General features: G+C 74.5%; 15 protein-coding genes. 7 read left to right on the top strand and 8 right to left on the bottom strand.

Annotated elements, in window-relative coordinates; genetic code table 11:
- Positions 1-150 precede the first annotated feature (150 nt).
- From ABZV78_RS18070 to ABZV78_RS18045, 6 genes are all read right to left on the bottom strand, one after another.
- Positions 151-954, bottom strand: a complete 804-nt coding sequence (locus tag ABZV78_RS18070; protein ID WP_355639875.1) for an endonuclease/exonuclease/phosphatase family protein — start codon at positions 952-954, stop codon at positions 151-153.
- Between the two features lie 10 nt (positions 955-964).
- Complete coding sequence (locus ABZV78_RS18065; RefSeq protein ID WP_355639873.1) at positions 965-2,455, bottom strand: phosphatase PAP2 family protein; 1,491 nt, start codon at positions 2,453-2,455, stop codon at positions 965-967.
- A gap of 79 nt (positions 2,456-2,534) precedes the next feature.
- Complete coding sequence (locus ABZV78_RS18060; RefSeq protein ID WP_355639871.1) at positions 2,535-3,536, bottom strand: YihY/virulence factor BrkB family protein; 1,002 nt, start codon at positions 3,534-3,536, stop codon at positions 2,535-2,537.
- Positions 3,529-4,536: a diacylglycerol kinase family protein gene (locus ABZV78_RS18055; protein WP_355639869.1), complete on the bottom strand. Its 1,008-nt coding sequence runs from the start codon at positions 4,534-4,536 to the stop codon at positions 3,529-3,531. The genes ABZV78_RS18060 and ABZV78_RS18055 overlap by 8 nt, the downstream gene beginning before the upstream one ends.
- 114 nt (positions 4,537-4,650) lie before the next feature.
- The gene (locus ABZV78_RS18050) at positions 4,651-5,226 is read right to left on the bottom strand and encodes a Clp protease N-terminal domain-containing protein (protein WP_355639918.1); all 576 of its coding nucleotides are present in this window, start codon (positions 5,224-5,226) and stop codon (positions 4,651-4,653) included.
- A complete protein-coding gene (locus tag ABZV78_RS18045; RefSeq protein WP_089010418.1) occupies positions 5,226-5,462 on the bottom strand; it encodes an HTH domain-containing protein in 237 nt (78 codons plus the stop codon). Before ABZV78_RS18045 ends, ABZV78_RS18050 begins: the two co-directional genes overlap by 1 nt.
- A gap of 105 nt (positions 5,463-5,567) precedes the next feature.
- On the opposite strand from ABZV78_RS18045, the gene ABZV78_RS18040 reads away from it, so the two are divergent.
- The 6 genes from ABZV78_RS18040 (at position 5,568) to ABZV78_RS18015 (ending at position 13,663) form a co-directional block, all read left to right on the top strand.
- On the top strand, positions 5,568-6,368 hold the full coding sequence (locus ABZV78_RS18040) for a PP2C family serine/threonine-protein phosphatase (protein WP_355639867.1): 801 nt from the start codon (positions 5,568-5,570) through the stop codon (positions 6,366-6,368).
- Between the two features lie 94 nt (positions 6,369-6,462).
- A complete protein-coding gene (locus tag ABZV78_RS18035) occupies positions 6,463-7,293 on the top strand; it encodes a universal stress protein (protein WP_355639865.1) in 831 nt (276 codons plus the stop codon).
- A 128-nt stretch (positions 7,294-7,421) separates the two neighbouring features.
- On the top strand, positions 7,422-9,824 hold the full coding sequence (locus ABZV78_RS18030; RefSeq protein ID WP_355639863.1) for a phosphoketolase family protein: 2,403 nt from the start codon (positions 7,422-7,424) through the stop codon (positions 9,822-9,824).
- A gap of 52 nt (positions 9,825-9,876) precedes the next feature.
- Positions 9,877-10,743 (top strand): universal stress protein, encoded by an 867-nt coding sequence (locus ABZV78_RS18025; RefSeq protein WP_355639861.1) that lies wholly within the window; start codon positions 9,877-9,879, stop codon positions 10,741-10,743.
- A 148-nt stretch (positions 10,744-10,891) separates the two neighbouring features.
- Entirely contained in the window at positions 10,892-11,899 is a 1,008-nt protein-coding gene (locus ABZV78_RS18020) for a nitroreductase (protein ID WP_355639859.1), read from the top strand.
- A 93-nt stretch (positions 11,900-11,992) separates the two neighbouring features.
- A complete protein-coding gene (locus tag ABZV78_RS18015) occupies positions 11,993-13,663 on the top strand; it encodes a GAF domain-containing sensor histidine kinase (RefSeq protein ID WP_355639916.1) in 1,671 nt (556 codons plus the stop codon).
- Between the two features lie 21 nt (positions 13,664-13,684).
- Here ABZV78_RS18015 and ABZV78_RS18010 read toward each other — a convergent pair whose 3' ends face one another.
- Positions 13,685-14,323 carry a response regulator transcription factor gene (locus ABZV78_RS18010; RefSeq protein WP_355639857.1) on the bottom strand — a complete coding sequence of 213 codons (639 nt, stop codon included), beginning with the start codon at positions 14,321-14,323 and terminating at the stop codon, positions 13,685-13,687.
- A gap of 188 nt (positions 14,324-14,511) precedes the next feature.
- On the opposite strand from ABZV78_RS18010, the gene ABZV78_RS18005 reads away from it, so the two are divergent.
- On the top strand, positions 14,512-15,486 hold the full coding sequence (locus tag ABZV78_RS18005; protein ID WP_355639856.1) for a nitroreductase: 975 nt from the start codon (positions 14,512-14,514) through the stop codon (positions 15,484-15,486).
- Positions 15,487-15,549: 63 nt separating this feature from the next.
- Here ABZV78_RS18005 and ABZV78_RS18000 read toward each other — a convergent pair whose 3' ends face one another.
- Positions 15,550-16,551: an NAD-dependent epimerase/dehydratase family protein gene (locus ABZV78_RS18000; RefSeq protein ID WP_355639854.1), complete on the bottom strand. Its 1,002-nt coding sequence runs from the start codon at positions 16,549-16,551 to the stop codon at positions 15,550-15,552.
- Positions 16,552-17,071: the final 520 nt, after the last annotated feature.

Here is a 17,071-nt window from a genome sequence, read left to right as displayed (position 1 = left end):
CATGCGCATCGGCAACACGGAGATCCGGCCCGCCGGCGGCGGCCTCGGCTGCCTGTTGATGATCCTCTTCTCGATCCTCGCCTCGGTCGTGCTGACCGTGCTGCTGAACCTGCTCGTCTGAACCGGCCGCGGGCCGTAGGGCCGGTCCGGTCAGCCGGGCGCCAGCGCCAGGTCGGCGACGACCGGGTAGTGGTCGGAGGCGCTGTCCGCGTCGCCGCCGCGGACCACCCGGACCGCCCGGGCCGTCGCGGCTAGCGCCGGGGTGGCGAGCAGGTAGTCCAGCCGCATCCCGGCGAACTCGGCCCCGCCGTGCCGGGTCGGCACGGTCAGCCCCTCCGGCTCGGCGCCGCCGGCGTGCGGCCAGAGGTCCACGAGGCCCGCGTCGAGCAGCCGGCCCACCGCGCGGGTGTCCACGGTGCGGCCGTCGCGGCGCAGGTGGCGCCGCCGGTAGGGGGCGGCGAGGCCGGCCAGCCGGGCGGTGTGGTCGACGGTCGGCTCCAGGGTGTTCAGGTCGCCGGCGAGCAGGGCCAGCTCTCCCCCGGTCCGTCGCACCGCCACCGCCAGCCAGTCGGCCTCCATCCGCCGCCGCCCACCCGAGTACGGGTTGAGGTGGGTGCTGAACACGGTCAACGGGCCGGCCCCGGTGGCCACCTGGACCCGGGCGGTGGCGTGGTGGAACGGGCGGCGTACCCGGCCGTCGCGGAGCACCCGCAGCGGCGGGCGGACCAGCACCGCCACCGGCTGCCCGAAGCAGGACCGGGCCAGGTGCGGCTCCATGCCCACCCGCTCCGCCAGCCCGGTCAGCCCGCCGCCGCGGTCCAGTCCGCGCAGTTCCTGAAGGGCCAGCAGGTCGGGGCGCTGCGCGGCGACCACGGCGACGATCCGGTCCCGGCGGTCGGTGCCGTCGCGGTCCCGCCCGCCGGTCCGGATGTTCCAGGTCATCACTCGCAGCATCGGCGCCCGGTCAGTCCTCCCGGCCGGCCTTCGCCAGCTCGTCGTCCAGCTCGTGGACCTGCTCCGACTCGATGGCCGGCCAATTGCCCTGGGCCACGTCCGCGTTGGGGCGGACCACCCACCAGAGCAGCGAGAGCCAGAGCGTGCCGAGCAGGATCGCGCCCATGAAGTCGGTCGGGTGGTGCATGCCCCGGTACATCCGGGAGGTCGCCACCCCGACCGGCATGATCACGGCCATGGCCACGAAGAGCCAGCGCCACCAGCGGTCGGTGCGCGGCAGCACGATGATCGCCATGGCTGCCCAGAGGCAGATGGTGGCCGCGATGTGCCCGGACGGGAAGGACGAGGTGGGCATCGGCCCGTCCAGGTTCTCCACCGGCGGGCGGGGTCGCTCCACCACCCGGGCGCTGGCCAGGAAGAGGCTCAGCTCGCCGAACATCGCCAGCACCACGAAGAGCACCGGGCGCCAGCGCCGCCAGACCGCCAGCACGATCGGGCAGAACACCAGCGAGACCAGCAGGATGGCGTGGGTGTCGCCGAACTTGCTCCACCACCAGCTCAGGTCGGTGAGCGCGTCGGTGTGCCGGTCGGCGAACCAGCGCGGGACCTCGGTGTCGAGGGTGTCGAAGACGGTGCCCTTGGCGTGGTAGCTGACGTACATGCCGAAGGCGTAGAGGGCGCCGAAGACGAGCACCCAGCCGACCAGCAGCTCGGCGACGGCCGAGCGGGGGTGCTCCAGCACGTGCTCCTCGGCCGGCGCCGGCTTGATCTCCTCCCCCGCCTCGGGCTCCAGGCCCTCGGCGATCGGGGGCACCGGCCGGCCGCGCTCGCGCCGCCACAGCCGGAAGGCGTACGCGGTGACGCCCAGCCAGGCCGCGCCGAGCAGCCAGCCGCCGAGCACGTCCGAGACGAAGTGCACGCCCAGCGCGATCCGGGTCAGCCCGACCAGCAGGACCAGCACGGCGGCGATCGCGATGGCCGGCTTGCGCCAGCGCGGCGCCACGGCCGGCAGGAACACCAGGAGCAGCGCCCCGTACGCGACGAACGAGCCGAGCGCGTGGCCGCTGGGGAAGCTGTTGCCGGGTGCGCTGGCCACGGGCACGTCCACCACCGGGCGCAGCCGCCCGACCAGCGCCTTGAGCGACGGGTCGAGGATGAGCCCGCCCACCCCCGTGATGATCAGGTAGACCGCGAGCCGGGACTGGCGGCGGATCAGCAGGCCGACCACCGCGATGGTGATCAGCCAGATCAGCACCGGCCGCCCGCCCAGGTCGGTGACCGCCTGGAGCACGGTGACCAGCGGGTGGTGCGGCGCCACCAGGCTGTTGAACCACTCGGCCGCCTCGTGGTCGGCGTGGTAGAGCGGCCCCCAGTGGAACCGGACGAGCATGAGCAGCACGCCGAACCCGACGCCCGCGCCGGCCACCACGAGCAGCCCCGCCAGGCTCCGCTCGGCGAAGTGGCCGAGCGGGCGGCGCGTCGCCTCCTTGACCGCGGTCACCCCGCACCTCCCTTGCCTTCTGCGAGGCGCGCAGTACCCGGTTCCGGCTCCGCGTACACGCCGCAGGGCGCGGCGCGGGTCAGAGGGCGGTCATCTCGCCGGTGTCGAGGACCTCCTCGCGCTCGGCCTCCGGCTCCCAGAGGTCGGGCTGGGCGGGCTCCTCCACGCCGATCCGCATCGCCTCCAGCTGGGCGGCGAAGGCCAGCCCGCCGAAGAGCGCCATCCCGGTCAGGTTGGCCCAGAGCAGCAGGGCCATCATCCCGGTCAACGCGCCGTACGTCTGCCCGAATCCGGCGCTGTACTTCACGTAGGCGGCGAGCAGCAGGCTGGCCAGCCACCAGAGCGCGGTGGCGATGCCGGCGCCGAAGAAGAGCCAGGACAGGCCCGGCTGCCGGCGCCGGGGCGCGTGCCGGAACAGCACCGCGACGGCGAGCACGGTCAGGCCCAGGCTGAGCGGCCAGCGGATCACGTCCCAGGCGCCGTGGGCAAGGTCGCCCCACTCGTAGTGCCGCCGTACGGAGTCGCCCATCGCCCGGCCGCCGACCAGGATCAGGAACCCGGCCAGCGCGGGCACGCCGGCGAGAAGCGCGAGGACCGCGGCGCGCAGGTACTTGAACAGGGCCGGACGGTCCCGCTCGACGCCGTAGATCCGGTTCGCGCCCCGTTCGATCTGGGCCATGGTGGCGGTGAGCGCGACCAGGCCGGTCAGCAGACCGAGGGTCAGCGCCAGCTCGCCGGCCCGCTCGGTGCGCTCGGAGTCGGCCAGCAGTTCCTGGACCACGGACTCGCTCTGGCCCGGGGTGATCGCCAGCACCGTGTCGGCGACCACCTTGCCGCCCTCGTCGACACCCAGGTCGGTGATCAGGCCGGTGAGTGCGATGAGGAACGGCACCACGGCCAGGCAGAGCTGCAACGCGAAGGCCCGGGAGTGGCTGAAGCCGTCGCCGTAGCGGAACCGGATGAAGGCGTCCCGCAGCAGGCACCAGCCGCCGTGCCGGCGGAGGGTGCGCCAGGCGTCGTCGGCGGAGAGCTCCTCCTTCGCCATCAGCCGGGTCTCGGGAACGAGCTTGGTGCTACTCACGGCGGCCCTCCTCGACCAGCCGCTCGCCGCGCTCGGCGGCGGCGTCGGCGTCCACCGACAGGTCGGGGTGGCGCGCCGGCCGCGGCACGCAGAGCCAGAGCGACTCGGGCCGGATCCGGGCCTTCAGCGACCGGCCCGGCTCGATGAGGTCGCCGTCGAGCTGCCGGGGCTGGGCGCGGTTGCTGGTGATCACGACCTTGCGGCCCCGGAACACCTCCATCCGGGGCACGCTGCCGCGCCGCCGCAGCACCGCCCAGCCCATGGCGAGCCAGTGGCCGAGCGTCCGCGGGGTCAGCACGGCCACGTCGAGCCAGCCGTCGTCCGGCTCGGCGTCGGTGAGCAGGCGTACCCCGCCCTGGAGCCGGCCGACGTTGGCGACCAGGACCGAGCGGGCCCGCCGGCGCAGCGGCGGCCCGTCGTCGATGCGGATGGAGACCCGCATGGGCCGGTCCCGCAGGTGCTTGGCCGCGCCCACCAGGTAGGCCGGCCAGCCGATCCGCTTCTTGGTCGTCTCGGAGGTGGAGTCGAGCATCTGCGCGTCGAAGCCCATCCCGGCCATCACGGCGAAGCACTGGTCGCCGACCACGCCCACGTCGAGCCGGCGCATGCCCCGCTCGACGGCGACCTCCAGGCCGGCCGCGAGGTCGTTGGAGAGGCCGAGGTTGGCGGCGAGCAGGTTGCCGGTGCCCTGGGGCAGCACGGCGAGCGCCACGTCGGTGCCGGCCAGCGCGGTGACACAGGCCATCACGGTGCCGTCCCCGCCGCAGGCGAAGACCACCTCGGCGCCGGCCTTGACGGCCGCCTCGGTCTGGCCCCGGCCCGGGTCCTCGACCGTCGTCTCGTACCAGGCCGGTTCGGGCCAGCCGGCGGCGGTGAGGGCGCCCTCCACCGTCCGGCGGAAATCGTCGAGATCGGTCACCTTGACCGGGTTGACCACCACGGCCGAGCGCGGGGTGCGGTTGTCCGCGGTCACCGGGCGCTTGTCGTCTCCACCGTCCACGGCGCCAGTGTGCAGCAACCGGGGCGGCGCAGCGACCCGACGGCGGCCGACGTTGCGAGAACCGCAAACAGGTTTGAACCCGGCCGGCCCCGTGTCGGCGGCCGGCCGGATCGGTCAGGCCGCCGTGCGCAGCGCCGCCTCGACCCGCCGGCGCAGGTCGTCGAGGTCCGCACCGGCCTCGGTGAGCACCAGCGCGGCCAGCCCGTTGCCCTCCCGCAGCAGGCCGAGCAGGATGTGCTCGGTGCCGATGTGGTGGTGGCGCAGCCGCAGCGCCTCCCGCAGGGACAGCTCCAGCACCTTCTTGGCGCGGGGCGAGAACCGGCCGCTGTCGGGACGCCGCCCCCACCAGCGGCGCGGCGCGGGGGCCGCCTCGCGCAGCGCGTCGGGGCCGAAGGACTCCTCGATCCGGGCGACGATCGCGGCGAGGTCGATGCCGATCTCGCGCAGCGCCGCCGCGTCCGCCGCGCCGAGGCCGTCGACCCCGTGCGCGGTGTGCCGGGCCACCGCGGCCCGCAGGTCGTCGGCCCGGATGCCGCCGGCCGACAGCACCCGGACGGCCAGGTTGTCGCCGTCGGCGAGCACGCCGAGCAGCAGGTGCTCGGTGCCGACCGGGCGCCGGCCCTCGGTGCGCGCCTCGTCCACCGCGTGGTGCACCACCGCGCGGGCCCGGTCGGTGAACCGTTCGAACATCACGCCTCCCAGCTTCCGCGGACCGCCGGTCGCCCGGCGTGTTTCTTGTGGACCGCCTGCCGGCTGACCTCGAGGGCGTCGGCGATCTCCTGCCAGGACCAGCCCTGCCGTCGGGCGTTGTCCACCTGGACCACCTCCAGCCGTTCGAGCAGTCGGCGCAGGGCGAGCACCGCCCGCAGCCCGACCTTCGGGTCGGTACTGCCGGCCGCCGCCGCGAGTTCCGTCGCCTGACTCATTCTGTCAACGTAGGTTGACGGAGCCCGTTTGTCAACCCCGGTTGACAGACCGACACGGGGCGCGACCTGCCGATCCGCGACCCGGACCGGTGTTACGGTCCGCAGGTGTTCCGCCGCCGCCCCCTGGACCAGCCGGTCCAGGCCACCCGTCGGCTGACCGTCGGCCGGCTCACCCTGGAGATCGCCGGTGGCAGCGTGGTCGGGCACCGCTACCCGGAGAACTTCGACGTGCTGCACGTCGACCCGGAACTGCCGCTGGCGGCGGTCGCCGACGGCATGGGCGACGGCGAGGGCAGCCGGATCGCGGGCGCCACCGCGATGGCCACCTTCGTGGCGCAGGTCCGCGCCGGCTGGCCGGCGGTCGACGCCGCCGGGCTGCGCGCCGCCACGGCGGAGACCCAACTCCGGGTACGCCGGGCCGGCGCGGGACTGGCCGGGCTCGCCGGGTGCACGCTCACCGCCCTCGTGGCCGAGCCGGGCGGCGGGCAGGGCTGGCTGGTCCAGCTCGGCGACTCGCGGGCGTACCGGCTGCGCGACGGGCTGCTGGAACTGGTGACCGTCGACCACACCATGGCCTGGCTCGGCCTGCTGCACGGCTGGTGGCCGCCCGACTCGCCGGAGGCGGCCCGAGCCCGCTACCAGCTGCTGCGCTACGTCGGCCACCCCGACAAGCCCGAGCCCGACCTGCTCGCCGTGCCGCTGCGCAGCGGGGACACCTGGCTGCTCTGCACCGACGGGGTGAGCGACCAGCTCGACTACCACCGGCTGCGGGACCTGCTGGCCGCGCGGCGCGACCCGGCCCGGACCGCGCAGGCCCTGTTGTCCGCCACCCTGGCCGAGGGCGGCGAGGACAACGCCACCGCCGTCGTCGTACGCGTCCACCCGGCCCTGCCCAACCCGCGCTGACCCTCCCGCCGGCAGCAGTTCCGCCGACCCGGTCCCGGCGGGCACGCACCCGACTACGGTGGGTGAGGAGAGCGCGGTCGGGAGGTGAGCCGGGATGCCCGCACCCACCCACGGCGCGGTGGTGGTCGGCGTGGGCAGCTCGGCGGAGGACCTGCAGCTGGTCCGGACGGCCGCCGGGGAGGCCGCCGCGCACGACCGGCCGCTGCACCTGCTGCACGCCTTCAACTGGGCGGCGGCCATGGAGTCGTTCTCGGTGAGTGGCCCGCGCGCCGCCGCCGAGGAGCTGCTGGAGCAGGCCGGGCGGGCGGTCGCCGAGGCCGCGCCGGCGGTGCCGGTGACCGATGAGATCGTCGAGGGCTCTCCGGTCGAGGCGCTGGTCCGGGCCTCCGACTCAGCGTTCCTGCTGGCGGTCGGCGACGGCGGCATGGCCGGCTGCGCGTCCTGCGTACCGGCCGACGCGCCGGCGGTGCAGCTCGCCGCCCGGGCCGGCTGCCCGGTGCTGGTCGCCCGGACCGAGCCGCCCCCGCAGGGGCCGCTGCTGGTCGGCTTCGACGGCTCGGACAGCTCCCGCGCCACCCTGGCGTACGCCTTCGACTGCGCCGAGGGCCGGGGCACCCGGCTGCTCGCCATCCGGGTGGTCGAGCCCAACCGCCACCCCGACGACGACCACCTGCTCGACGAGGCCGTCGCCCGGCACGGGGCCCGGCATCCCCGGGTCGCCGTCGAGTGTCACACGGTCCGCGGCGACCCCGGGGCCGTCCTGCTGGAACAGTCCCGCTCGGCGCAGGTGGCACTGGTCGGCGCGCGCGGCGACGAGCCGTTGCGGGGCATGCTGGGCGCGGTCAGCCAGACGCTGCTCTACCACTCGCCGGCCCCGGTGATCGTCGTCCGTGGACTCGACCCCGAGAACGGGGAGGGGTCGTGACGCCCGCCGGGCGCGGGACCTACGGCCCTGCCCGACCCGGTGGTCGCAGGACGAGGCTGGACGGGCCGGGGGCGGCGGATCCGCTCCCGGGTGGCAGAAGACCCCGAGCCGCGAGAGGCTAACGCAGCATGGACACCGCTCTGGACCTGCACAGCCCACTGACCGAGGACGAGCTGCGCCGGATTGACGCCTACTGGCGGGCGGCGAACTACCTCACCGTCGGGCAGATCTACCTGCTTGACAACCCGCTGCTCCGCGAGCCGCTCAGGCCCGAGCACATCAAGCCGCGGCTGCTGGGGCACTGGGGCACCAGCCCCGGCCTCAACCTCCTCTACGCGCACCTCAACCGGGTCATCGTCAACCGGGACCTGTCCGCCATCTTCGTCACCGGCCCGGGCCACGGCGGCCCCGCCCTGGTGGCCAACACCTGGCTGGAGGGCACGTACAGCGACCTGTACCACCACATCGCCCGCGACGAGACCGGCATGCAGCGGCTGTTCCGCCAGTTCTCCTTCCCCGGCGGCATCCCCAGCCACGTGGCGCCGGAGGTGCCGGGTTCGATCCACGAGGGCGGCGAACTGGGGTACGCGCTGAGCCACGCGTACGGCGCCGCGTTCGACAATCCGGACCTGCTGGTCGCCTGCGTGGTCGGCGACGGCGAGGCGGAGACCGGCCCCCTGGCCGGAAGCTGGCTGTCCAACGTCTTCCTCAACCCGGCCCGGGACGGGGCGGTGCTGCCGATCCTGCACCTCAACGGCTACAAGATCGCGAACCCGACGGTGTTCGACCGGATCCCCTCGGAGGACCTGCTCGACCTGATGCGCGGCTACGGCTACCAGCCGTACGTCGTGGCGGGCGACGACCCGGCCCGGGTGCACCAGGCCCTCGCCGCGACGCTGGACCGGGCGGTCGACGAGATCGCCGAGATCCAGCGCCGGGCGCGCTCCGGCGGCGAGGTCGAGCGCCCCCGCTGGCCGATGATCATCCTTCGTACGCCGAAGGGCTGGACCGGGCCGAAGGACGTCGACGGCAAGCAGGTCGAGGGCACCTTCCGCGCCCACCAGGTGCCGATCGACGCGGTCCGGAAGAACCCGGCGCACCTGGCCGAGCTGGAGCAGTGGCTGCGCAGCTACCGACCGGAGGAGCTGTTCGACGCCACCGGCGGGCCGGTCCCCGAGCTGGCCGACCTGCCGCCGACCGGCGACCGGCGGATGAGCGCCAACCCGGTGGCCAACGGCGGCCGGCTGCTGCGCGAGCTGGAGCTGCCCGACTTCCGCGACTACGCGGTCGACGTCAAGGAGCCGGGCACGCCGATGGCCGGCGCCGCCGGCGCGCTGGGCCCCTGGGTCCGGGACGTCATCACCCGCAACCCGGAGACGTTCCGCCTGTTCGGCCCGGACGAGGTCGCCTCGAACCGGCTCAGCGCCGTCTTCGAGGTCACCGACCGGGCGTTCGTCGGCAGCCGGCTGCCGGGCGACGACCACCTCTCCCCCGACGGCCGGGTGATGGAGGTGCTCTCCGAGCACCTGTGCCAGGGCTGGCTGGAGGGCTACCTGCTGACCGGCCGGCACGGCATCTTCACCAGCTACGAGGCGTTCATCCACATCGTCGACTCGATGGTCAACCAGCACGCCAAATGGCTCAAGGTGACCCGGCAGATCCCGTGGCGGGAGCCGGTGGCGTCGCTGAACTACCTGCTCTCCAGCCACGTCTGGCGGCAGGACCACAACGGCTTCTCGCACCAGGACCCGGGCTTCATCGACCACGTGGTCAACAAGAAGGCTGAGGTGGTCCGGGTCTACCTGCCGCCGGACGGCAACACGCTGCTCTCCACCATGGACCACTGCCTGCGCAGCCGGCACTACATCAACGTGGTGGTGGCCGGGAAGCAGCCGGCACCCAACTGGCTGACCATGGACGAGGCGATCCAGCACACCCGCCGCGGCCTGGGCATCTGGGACTGGGCCAGCACCGACGACGGCAGCGAGCCGGACGTGGTGCTCGCCTGCGCCGGCGACGTGCCGACCCTGGAGACGCTGGCCGCGGCCGACCTGCTCCGTCAGCACCTGCCCGACCTCAAGGTCCGGGTGGTCAACGTGGTCGACCTGATGCGCCTCCAGCCGCCGTCGGAGCACCCGCACGGCCTGCCGGACAGCGAGTTCGACACCATCTTCACCCGCGACAAGCCGGTCATCTTCGCCTACCACGGCTACCCGTGGCTGATCCACCGGCTCACCTACCGCCGGACCAACCACGACAACCTGCACGTCCGCGGCTACAAGGAGGAGGGCACCACCACCACGCCGTTCGACATGGTGATGCTCAACGACCTGGACCGCTTCCACCTGGTCATCGACGTCATCGACCGGACGCCCGGGCTGCGCTCGCGCGCCGCCCACCTGCGCCAGCAGATGGTGGACACGCGGCAGTCCTGCCGCGACTACACCCGCCGCTGCGGCGAGGACGACCCCCGGGTCGCCGAGTGGCGCTGGATCCGGGAGACCGACCCGGGTGTGCGGGGCGGCCAGTGAGCGTGAGGAGTGAGCTTGCGAGCCCCGCAGTCGCGAACGAAAGGCCAGCACCGTGAACACCGAGGAGATCCTGGTCGGCTACGACGGCTCCACCGACGCGTCGGTGGCCCTGGACTGGGCGCTGGACGAGGCGGGCCGCTCGGGCCGGCCGGTCCGGCTGGCGTACGTCTTCGAATGGCTGACCGTGGCCGGTTGGATCGGTCCCGGGGTGGCCCCCGGCGTCTGGCCCGACGAGACGGCCCGGCGGCAGGTCGAGGAACTGGTCCGCAAGGCGGCGGCGGACGCCGCCGCCGAGCGGCCCGGGCTCACCGTCCACGGCGAGGTCTTCGACGGGCCGCCCGCGCTGGTCCTCCAGGAACGCTCCGCCGAGGCGGAGATGCTGGTGCTGGGCAGCCGGGGCCACGGCGGCTTCGGCGGGCTGCTCGTCGGCTCCACGGCCATCTCCGTCACCGCCCACGCGCACTGCCCGGTGATCGTGGTCCGGGACGGCCAGGCGGCCACCTCCGGGCCGGTGTTGGTCGGCGCGGACGGCTCGCCGTCCTCCGTGCAGGCGCTCGGCTTCGCGGTCGAGCGGGCCGTGCAGCGGGACGTGCCGGTGCGGGCGCTGCGGGTCTGGCAGCCGCCCGGCGAGCGGCGGGTGCCGCCCGGCTTCGACCAGGAGGAAGCCAACGCCACCGAGCGGGCGGCCGCCGAGGCGGACCTGGCCCCCTGGCGGGAGTCCTTCCCCGACGTGCCGGTCGAGGTGGTGGCGAGCCCGGGCAGCCCGGCCGCGCTGCTGGTCGAGGAGAGCCGGGCGGCCCAGCTCGTGGTGGTCGGCAGCCGGGGCCGGGGCGGGCTGCGCGGGATGCTGCTCGGCTCGGTCAGCCAGCAGCTCATCCAGCACGCCCAGTGCCCGGTCGCGGTGGTCCGCGAACGCTGACCCCTCCCGGCGGGCGGGGCGGGGTGGGCGCGGGACGTGCGACGCGTGCGGCCACCGCGGACATGGCCGAGGATGGTGCGAGCGGCATCCCCACCCGGGCGCACCGGGGCGTGGGGCACGATGGGGAGAAACAGGAAAGGTCGTGACGATGAGCCACGAGACGCCGGCTACCGATCGCCCGCTGACCACCGCGCTCGCGGAGGCCGCCGGAATGGCCGGCCACGCCCCCTCGGTGCACAACTCCCAGCCGTGGCACTGGACGGTGTTGCCCGACGCGCTGGAACTGCGCGTGGTCCGGGAGCGTCACCTCAGCGTCCTGGATCCGGAGGGCCGGCTGCTGGTGTTGAGCTGCGGCGTCGCGCTGCACCACGCCCGGGTGGCGCTGGCCGCCGAGGGCTGGACGCCGGTGGTGGAGCGCATGCCCGACCCCGGCCAGCCCGATCTGGTCGCCCGGCTGACCGGGCTGAAGCCCACCGGCGCCGACCCGGACGCCATGCGCACGGTCCAGTGCATGCAGGTCCGCCACACCGACCGCCGGCCGGTCAGCGACGAGCCGATCCCGACCGCCGTGCTGGGCGAGATCGACCGGGCGGCCACCCGGGAGGGTGTCAACCTGCAGGTGCTGGACGACGACCAGAAGCTCGAGTTGGCCGCCGCCGCCCAGCACGCGGCGGAGGTCGAGAAGGGCAGCCCGGAGCTGCAGGAGGAGCTGGCGTACTGGACCAGTCGGGCCGCCCCCGGCACCGGGCTGCCGCCGGAGGTGCTGCCGGAGCAGGCCCCCCGGACCACCGTCCCGACCCGCGACTTCGGCCCCGGCACCCTGCCCGTGGGTGAGGGGCACGACCGGGCCGCCGTCTACGGGATCCTCTGGGGCGCCGAGGACGAGCCGGACAGCTGGCTGCGCGCCGGCGAGGCGCTCTCCGCCGCCTGGCTCACCGCCACCCGGCACGGCGTGTCCCTGGTGCCGCTCTCCGGCGTGGTCGAGGTCGAGGGCACCCGCCAGACGCTCCGGCAGATGCTGTCCGGCCTGGGCTTCCCGTACATCTCGTTGCGCCTCGGCCTGGCCGACCCGACGCACGCCGGCCCGCCGCACACCCCGCGGCTGGAGACCGCAAAGACCGTGGACACCTCCGCGGTGCGCGGCCAGCTCTCCTGACGGACCTCGTTGCGGGCGGCCACCGGGCGATAGCATCGCCGGGTGGCCAGCGCACCGAACCCACGCAACGAGAACGTCCCCCCGTCGCTGGGGCTGACCCCGCTGTCCCGGGTGCGGCTCGACGAGCTGCTCCAGGAGATGCTGGACCGGGTCGGCGAGGTGGTCACCAACCGGGAGCGGCTGCGCGCCCTGCTCGACGCGGTCGTCGGCATCGGCTCCGACCTCGACCTGCGCAGCACCCTCCAGCGGATCGTGGAGTCGGCCTGCGAGCTGGTCGGCGCCCGCTACGGCGCGCTCGGCGTGATCGGCGCCGACCGGCTGCTGCACGACTTCATCGTCCACGGCATCAGTGACGAGCTGCATGCCAAGATCGGTGAGCTGCCGCACGGGCGGGGCGTGCTCGGCCTGCTCATCGACGACCCCCGCCCGCTACGCATGCCGGACATCACCCAGCATCCCCGGTCCTACGGCTTCCCGGCCCACCACCCACCGATGCACAGCTTCCTGGGCGTCCCGGTGCGGATCCGCGACCACGTCTTCGGCAACCTCTACCTGGCCGAGAAGCAGGGCGCCGCCGAGTTCACCGAGGACGACGAGGAGATCGTGGTCGCGCTCGCCGCGGCGGCCGGCGTGGCGATCGAGAACGCCCGCCTCTACGCCCTCGCGCACCGGCGGGAACGCTGGCTGGCCGCGACCGCCGAGATCACCTCGGTGCTGCTCGGCGAGGTCCGCCGCACCGACGCGCTGACCCTGGTCGCCCGGCGGGCCCGGGAGGTCGCCGACGCCGAACTGGCCCTCGTGCTGCTCTACGACGAGGACGAGCGCCAGTTCACCGTCGAGGTGGTCGACGGCGCCGACGACACCGCCCGGAAGCTGGTCGGCGCGGTGCTGCCGGCCGACGAGACCACCTTCGTGGCCTCGGTCACCGAACGCCGCCACGAGCTGCTGGAGAACCTCGCCGAGGCGGCCCCCTGGTCACAGCCGGTCGTCGCCGGGCCGGCGGTGGTCTCCCCCCTCGCCGCAGCGGACACCCTGCACGGCGTGCTGGTCATCGCGCACCGGCCCGACCGCGGTCCCGCCGCCGAGGACGACGTGGCCCTGCTGGGCAGCTTCGCCGGCCAGGCCGCGCTGGCCATGGAGCGGGCCCGCGGCCAGGAGGAACGGGAGCTGCTGGTGGTCCTGGAGGACCGCGAGCGGATCGCCCGCGACCTGCACGACGTGGTGATCCAGCGGCTGTTCGCCACCGGCCTGCAACTGCAGAGCGGGGCCATGAACACCCGGCCCGAGGTGGCCAAGCGGATCAACCAGGCGGTCGACGACCTGGACGCCACCATCCGCGACATCCGCCGCACCATCTTCGAGCTGCGCACCCCGATGAGCGCGGCGCTGCGCACCGAGATCCGCGAGGCGATCGAGGTGGCCGCCGGGTCGCTGGGCTTCCGACCCGACCTGGAGCTGGTCGGCCCGATCGACAGCGCCGTCCCGGACCAGCTCCGCCCCGAGCTCACCGCCGTGCTCCGGGAGGCGCTCTCCAACGCGGTACGCCACGCGCGGGCCGACCGGGTGTCGGTCCAGGTGCGGGTCGACGCCGGCTGGGTGAGCGTCACGGTCACCGACGACGGGATCGGCTGCGACCCGGAGGCGGCCCGCAGCGGCCTGGTCAACCTGCGCGAGCGGGCCGAGCGGCTGGGCGGCGACTTCCGGCTCAGCCGAGTGACCCCGCACGGCACCGAGCTGCGCTGGAGCGTCCCGCTCGGCGACTGAGCGGGCGGGGCGCCCCGCGCCTCAGTGGGTCTTGCCGAGCAGCCGGGTGGCCAGCACCGCGGCCTGCGTACGACGCTCCAGGCCGAGCTTGGCCAGCACGCTGGAGACGTAGTTCTTCACCGTCTTCTCGGCGAGGAACATCCGGCCGGCGATCTCCCGGTTGGTCAGCCCCTCGGCCACGTACTCCAGGATCCGCCGCTCCTGCTCGGTGAGGGACTTCAGCTCGCGCGGCTGCTCGACGCCGCTGCGGATCCGCTCCAGCACCCGGGTGGTGATCGCCGGATCGAGCAGGGACTGCCCAGCCGCCACCCGCCGGACCGCGTCCACCAGGTCGGTGCCGCGGATCTGCTTGAGCACGTAGCCGGCAGCGCCGGCCATGATCGCCGCGAAGAGCGCCTCGTCGTCCTCGTACGAGGTCAGGATCAGCCCCTTGATCGACGAGTCCACGGCGCGGATGTCCCGGCAGACGTCGATGCCGTTGCCGTCGGGCAGCCGGGCGTCGAGGATCGCCACGTCGGGGCGGAGCGCCGGGATACGGCGGGACGCCTCCTGGGCGGAGCCGGACTCGCCGACCACCTCGATGTCGCCGCTGCTCTGCAGCAGGTCGGCCAGGCCACGACGGACGACCTCGTGGTCGTCAAGCAGGAACACCCGGATCATCCGTCCTTTCTACCCTCCCGCACGGGCGTCCCGCACGGGCCGAAGGTCCCGACCGTCACGCGCCCCGGCGGGCAGACGGACCCGGCGAGGTGGGGACCTCCGGCCCTGCTCCCGGCACCGACCGGTGACGCACCGTGGGGATGGACCGACCGGCAGGGCGACCCGGCCCGCACGGAGGGAGCACCACCATGACCACGGGCTACACCGTCGAACAGTTGCGGAACGCGACCGCCGACGCGGTGCGCGCGCCGTCGCTGCACAACACCCAGCCGTGGCGGTTCCGGCTCGTCGACGGCGGGATCGAACTCGCCGTCGACCCGGGGCGCCGGCTGCCGGCCACCGACCCGAGCGGCTGGGGCGCCCGGATCGCCTGCGGCGCGGCCCTGTTCAACCTGCGGCTGGCGCTCGCCGTGGCGGGCACCCCGGCCATGGTCCGGCTCCGCCCGTATCCCGGCGACCCGGACGTGGTGGCCCGGCTCGTCCCCGACGTGCCGCGCCGCCCCACCCCTGCCGAGCAGAGCCTGCACGGGGCGGTCGGCCGCCGGTTCAGCAACCGGGCGCCGTTCTGGCCCGACCCGGTCCCCGCCGACGCCCGCTGGCACCTCGGCGAGGCCGCCCGCGCCGAGCAGTGCTGGCTGGAGCTGGTCATCGGCACCAGCGCGGTCAACGCGTTCGCCGAGATCGCCCGCAGCGCCCACCGGGTGCTGGAGCGCGATCCTGCCTACGTCACCGAGCGGACCCGGTGGATCCGTTCCGAGCCGTCCCCCGACGGCGTGCCCACCACGGCGGGCGGGCCGCAGAGCGAGCCGCAGGACCTGCTGCCGCAGCGCGGCTTCGGCGGCCGCAACCGGGCCCCCGGCCGCGACTTCGAGCCGGAACCGCTCGTCGCCGTGCTCGGCTCGGCCGGGAACACCGCCACCGACCAGATCGTCGCCGGACAGGCCCTGCAACGGGTGCTGCTCACCGCCACCGACGCCGGGCTGGCCGTGTCGATGCTCTCCCAGCCCATCGAGGTGCCCGGGGCGCGGGAGGCCCTGCGGCTGTCCCTCGGCCGGTTCGGCACCCCGCAGATGGTCATGCGGATCGGGTTCGGCCAGCCCGGCCGGCCCACCCCGCGCCGCCCGGTCGACGAGGTACTCGACGTGCCGGTCGCACCGGCCTGACGCTGACCCGCCGCCCAGCCTCGCCGCGGCCTGCCGGCGCGCTAGGGCGGCGGGGCTCGGTGGTCAGGCCGGTAGGGCGGCCAGGAGGGCCGCCTCGCGCTCGGGGGCCAGGCCGACCGGCGCCCGCGCCGGGCGACCCGCCCGGGCCGGCACCCGACCGACCTCGCACAGCCAGCGCCACGTGTCCGCGACCGTGTCGGCCGCCGGCCGGCAGACCAGGCCCGCCGCGTAGGCCCGCTCGACGTTCCGTTCCTGCAACCAGCGGTACTCGTGCCCGCGCGGGATCCAGATCGGCAGGTCGTTCCAGGGCTCCACGCCCGCCGCCAGGAGCCGGTCCGGCGCCGTCCAGCGCAGCGTCGCGTCCGCGCCGGTCACCGCCACGGCCGCGTCGAGCAGCTCACCCATCGTCGTGTGCCCGGTCCGACTGACCACGTTGTACGCCCCACCGACGCCCTCGATCCCCCGGTCCAGCAGCCAGATCGCCAGGTCCCGCGCGTCGACGTACTGCACCGGCAGGTCGCGCGGGCCGGGGGCGAGCACCTCACCGCCCCGGGCGACCCGGTGCAGCCACCAGGGCAGCCGCCCGATGTCCTCGCCCGGCCCGAGGATCAGCCCGGCCCGCACCAGCAACGCCCGGTCGCCGAACACCTCCACGGCGGCCCGCTCCCCACCCGCCTTGTTGTGCGGGTAGTCCCCGTCGCCCGCATCCGCCTCGGCGGCGAAGACCGGGGCGTCCTCGCCCGTGCCCAGCCCGACGGGCGGCGCGTAGACCGAGCCGCTGGAGACGTAGACGTAGTGCGGCACCGCCCCGGTCAGGGCACGCGCCGCATCCCGGACCGCCCGGGGCGCCCCGTCCCAGGTGTCCACCACCAGGTCCCACTGGCCGCCGGCCAGCGCCGCCAGCCCGTCCGGCGCGGTGCGGTCACCCCGCAACCGGCGTACGCCCTCGGGCACGGTGCCGTGCAGCCCCCGGTTGAACACCGTCACGGACCAGCCCCGGCGAACCGCCTCGGTCACCACGGCCCCACCGACGAAGCCCGTACCACCCAGCATCAGCAGTCTCATGCGTCCCACCCTGCCGCGCGACCCCTGCTTCGGTGAGCAATGTTCACGGTGAGCGGATCTGCCCAGGGCAGAAGCCGCCGGCCCGATCTGGTGGAATGTCCGGTTCCTGCCCTGCCCGGGGCGGTGAGTGGAACGCCATGGATGTCTCCGGGGCCGGGATACCTCCATGCCGTTCCACCGACCGTCCCGGTCTGCGTGCGGTGTCCGGTTTGTGGGGGTGGTCGGCGGCACCCCGACGGTGGAATGGCTGGCGGGTGGGGGTCGTTGTATCCGGGTGAACGGCCGAGGAAGACCGCCGCGCACGGCGGGTGGCCGCCCGCCGCGGTGGGTGTGCCGGGCCCGGAATGATGGTGGCCGGCCGGTCGTTGTACATGGTCCCGGCGCGACGAAGAGGCCCCCCGCCCCGCGCGCCGGATGATCCCCCTAAGACTTTCCTGTTAGCGCCTGACGGTGCTTGCGCACAGCCGACCCCCATCGGTCTGGTGCGCCAACCCCCGAATGGAGCTTCTCTGATGAACAC

Source organism: Micromonospora sp. NPDC004540, assembly GCF_040610095.1.
Taxonomy (GTDB): Bacteria; Actinomycetota; Actinomycetes; order Mycobacteriales; family Micromonosporaceae; genus Micromonospora.
This window is presented reverse-complemented; position numbering and strand designations above follow the sequence as displayed.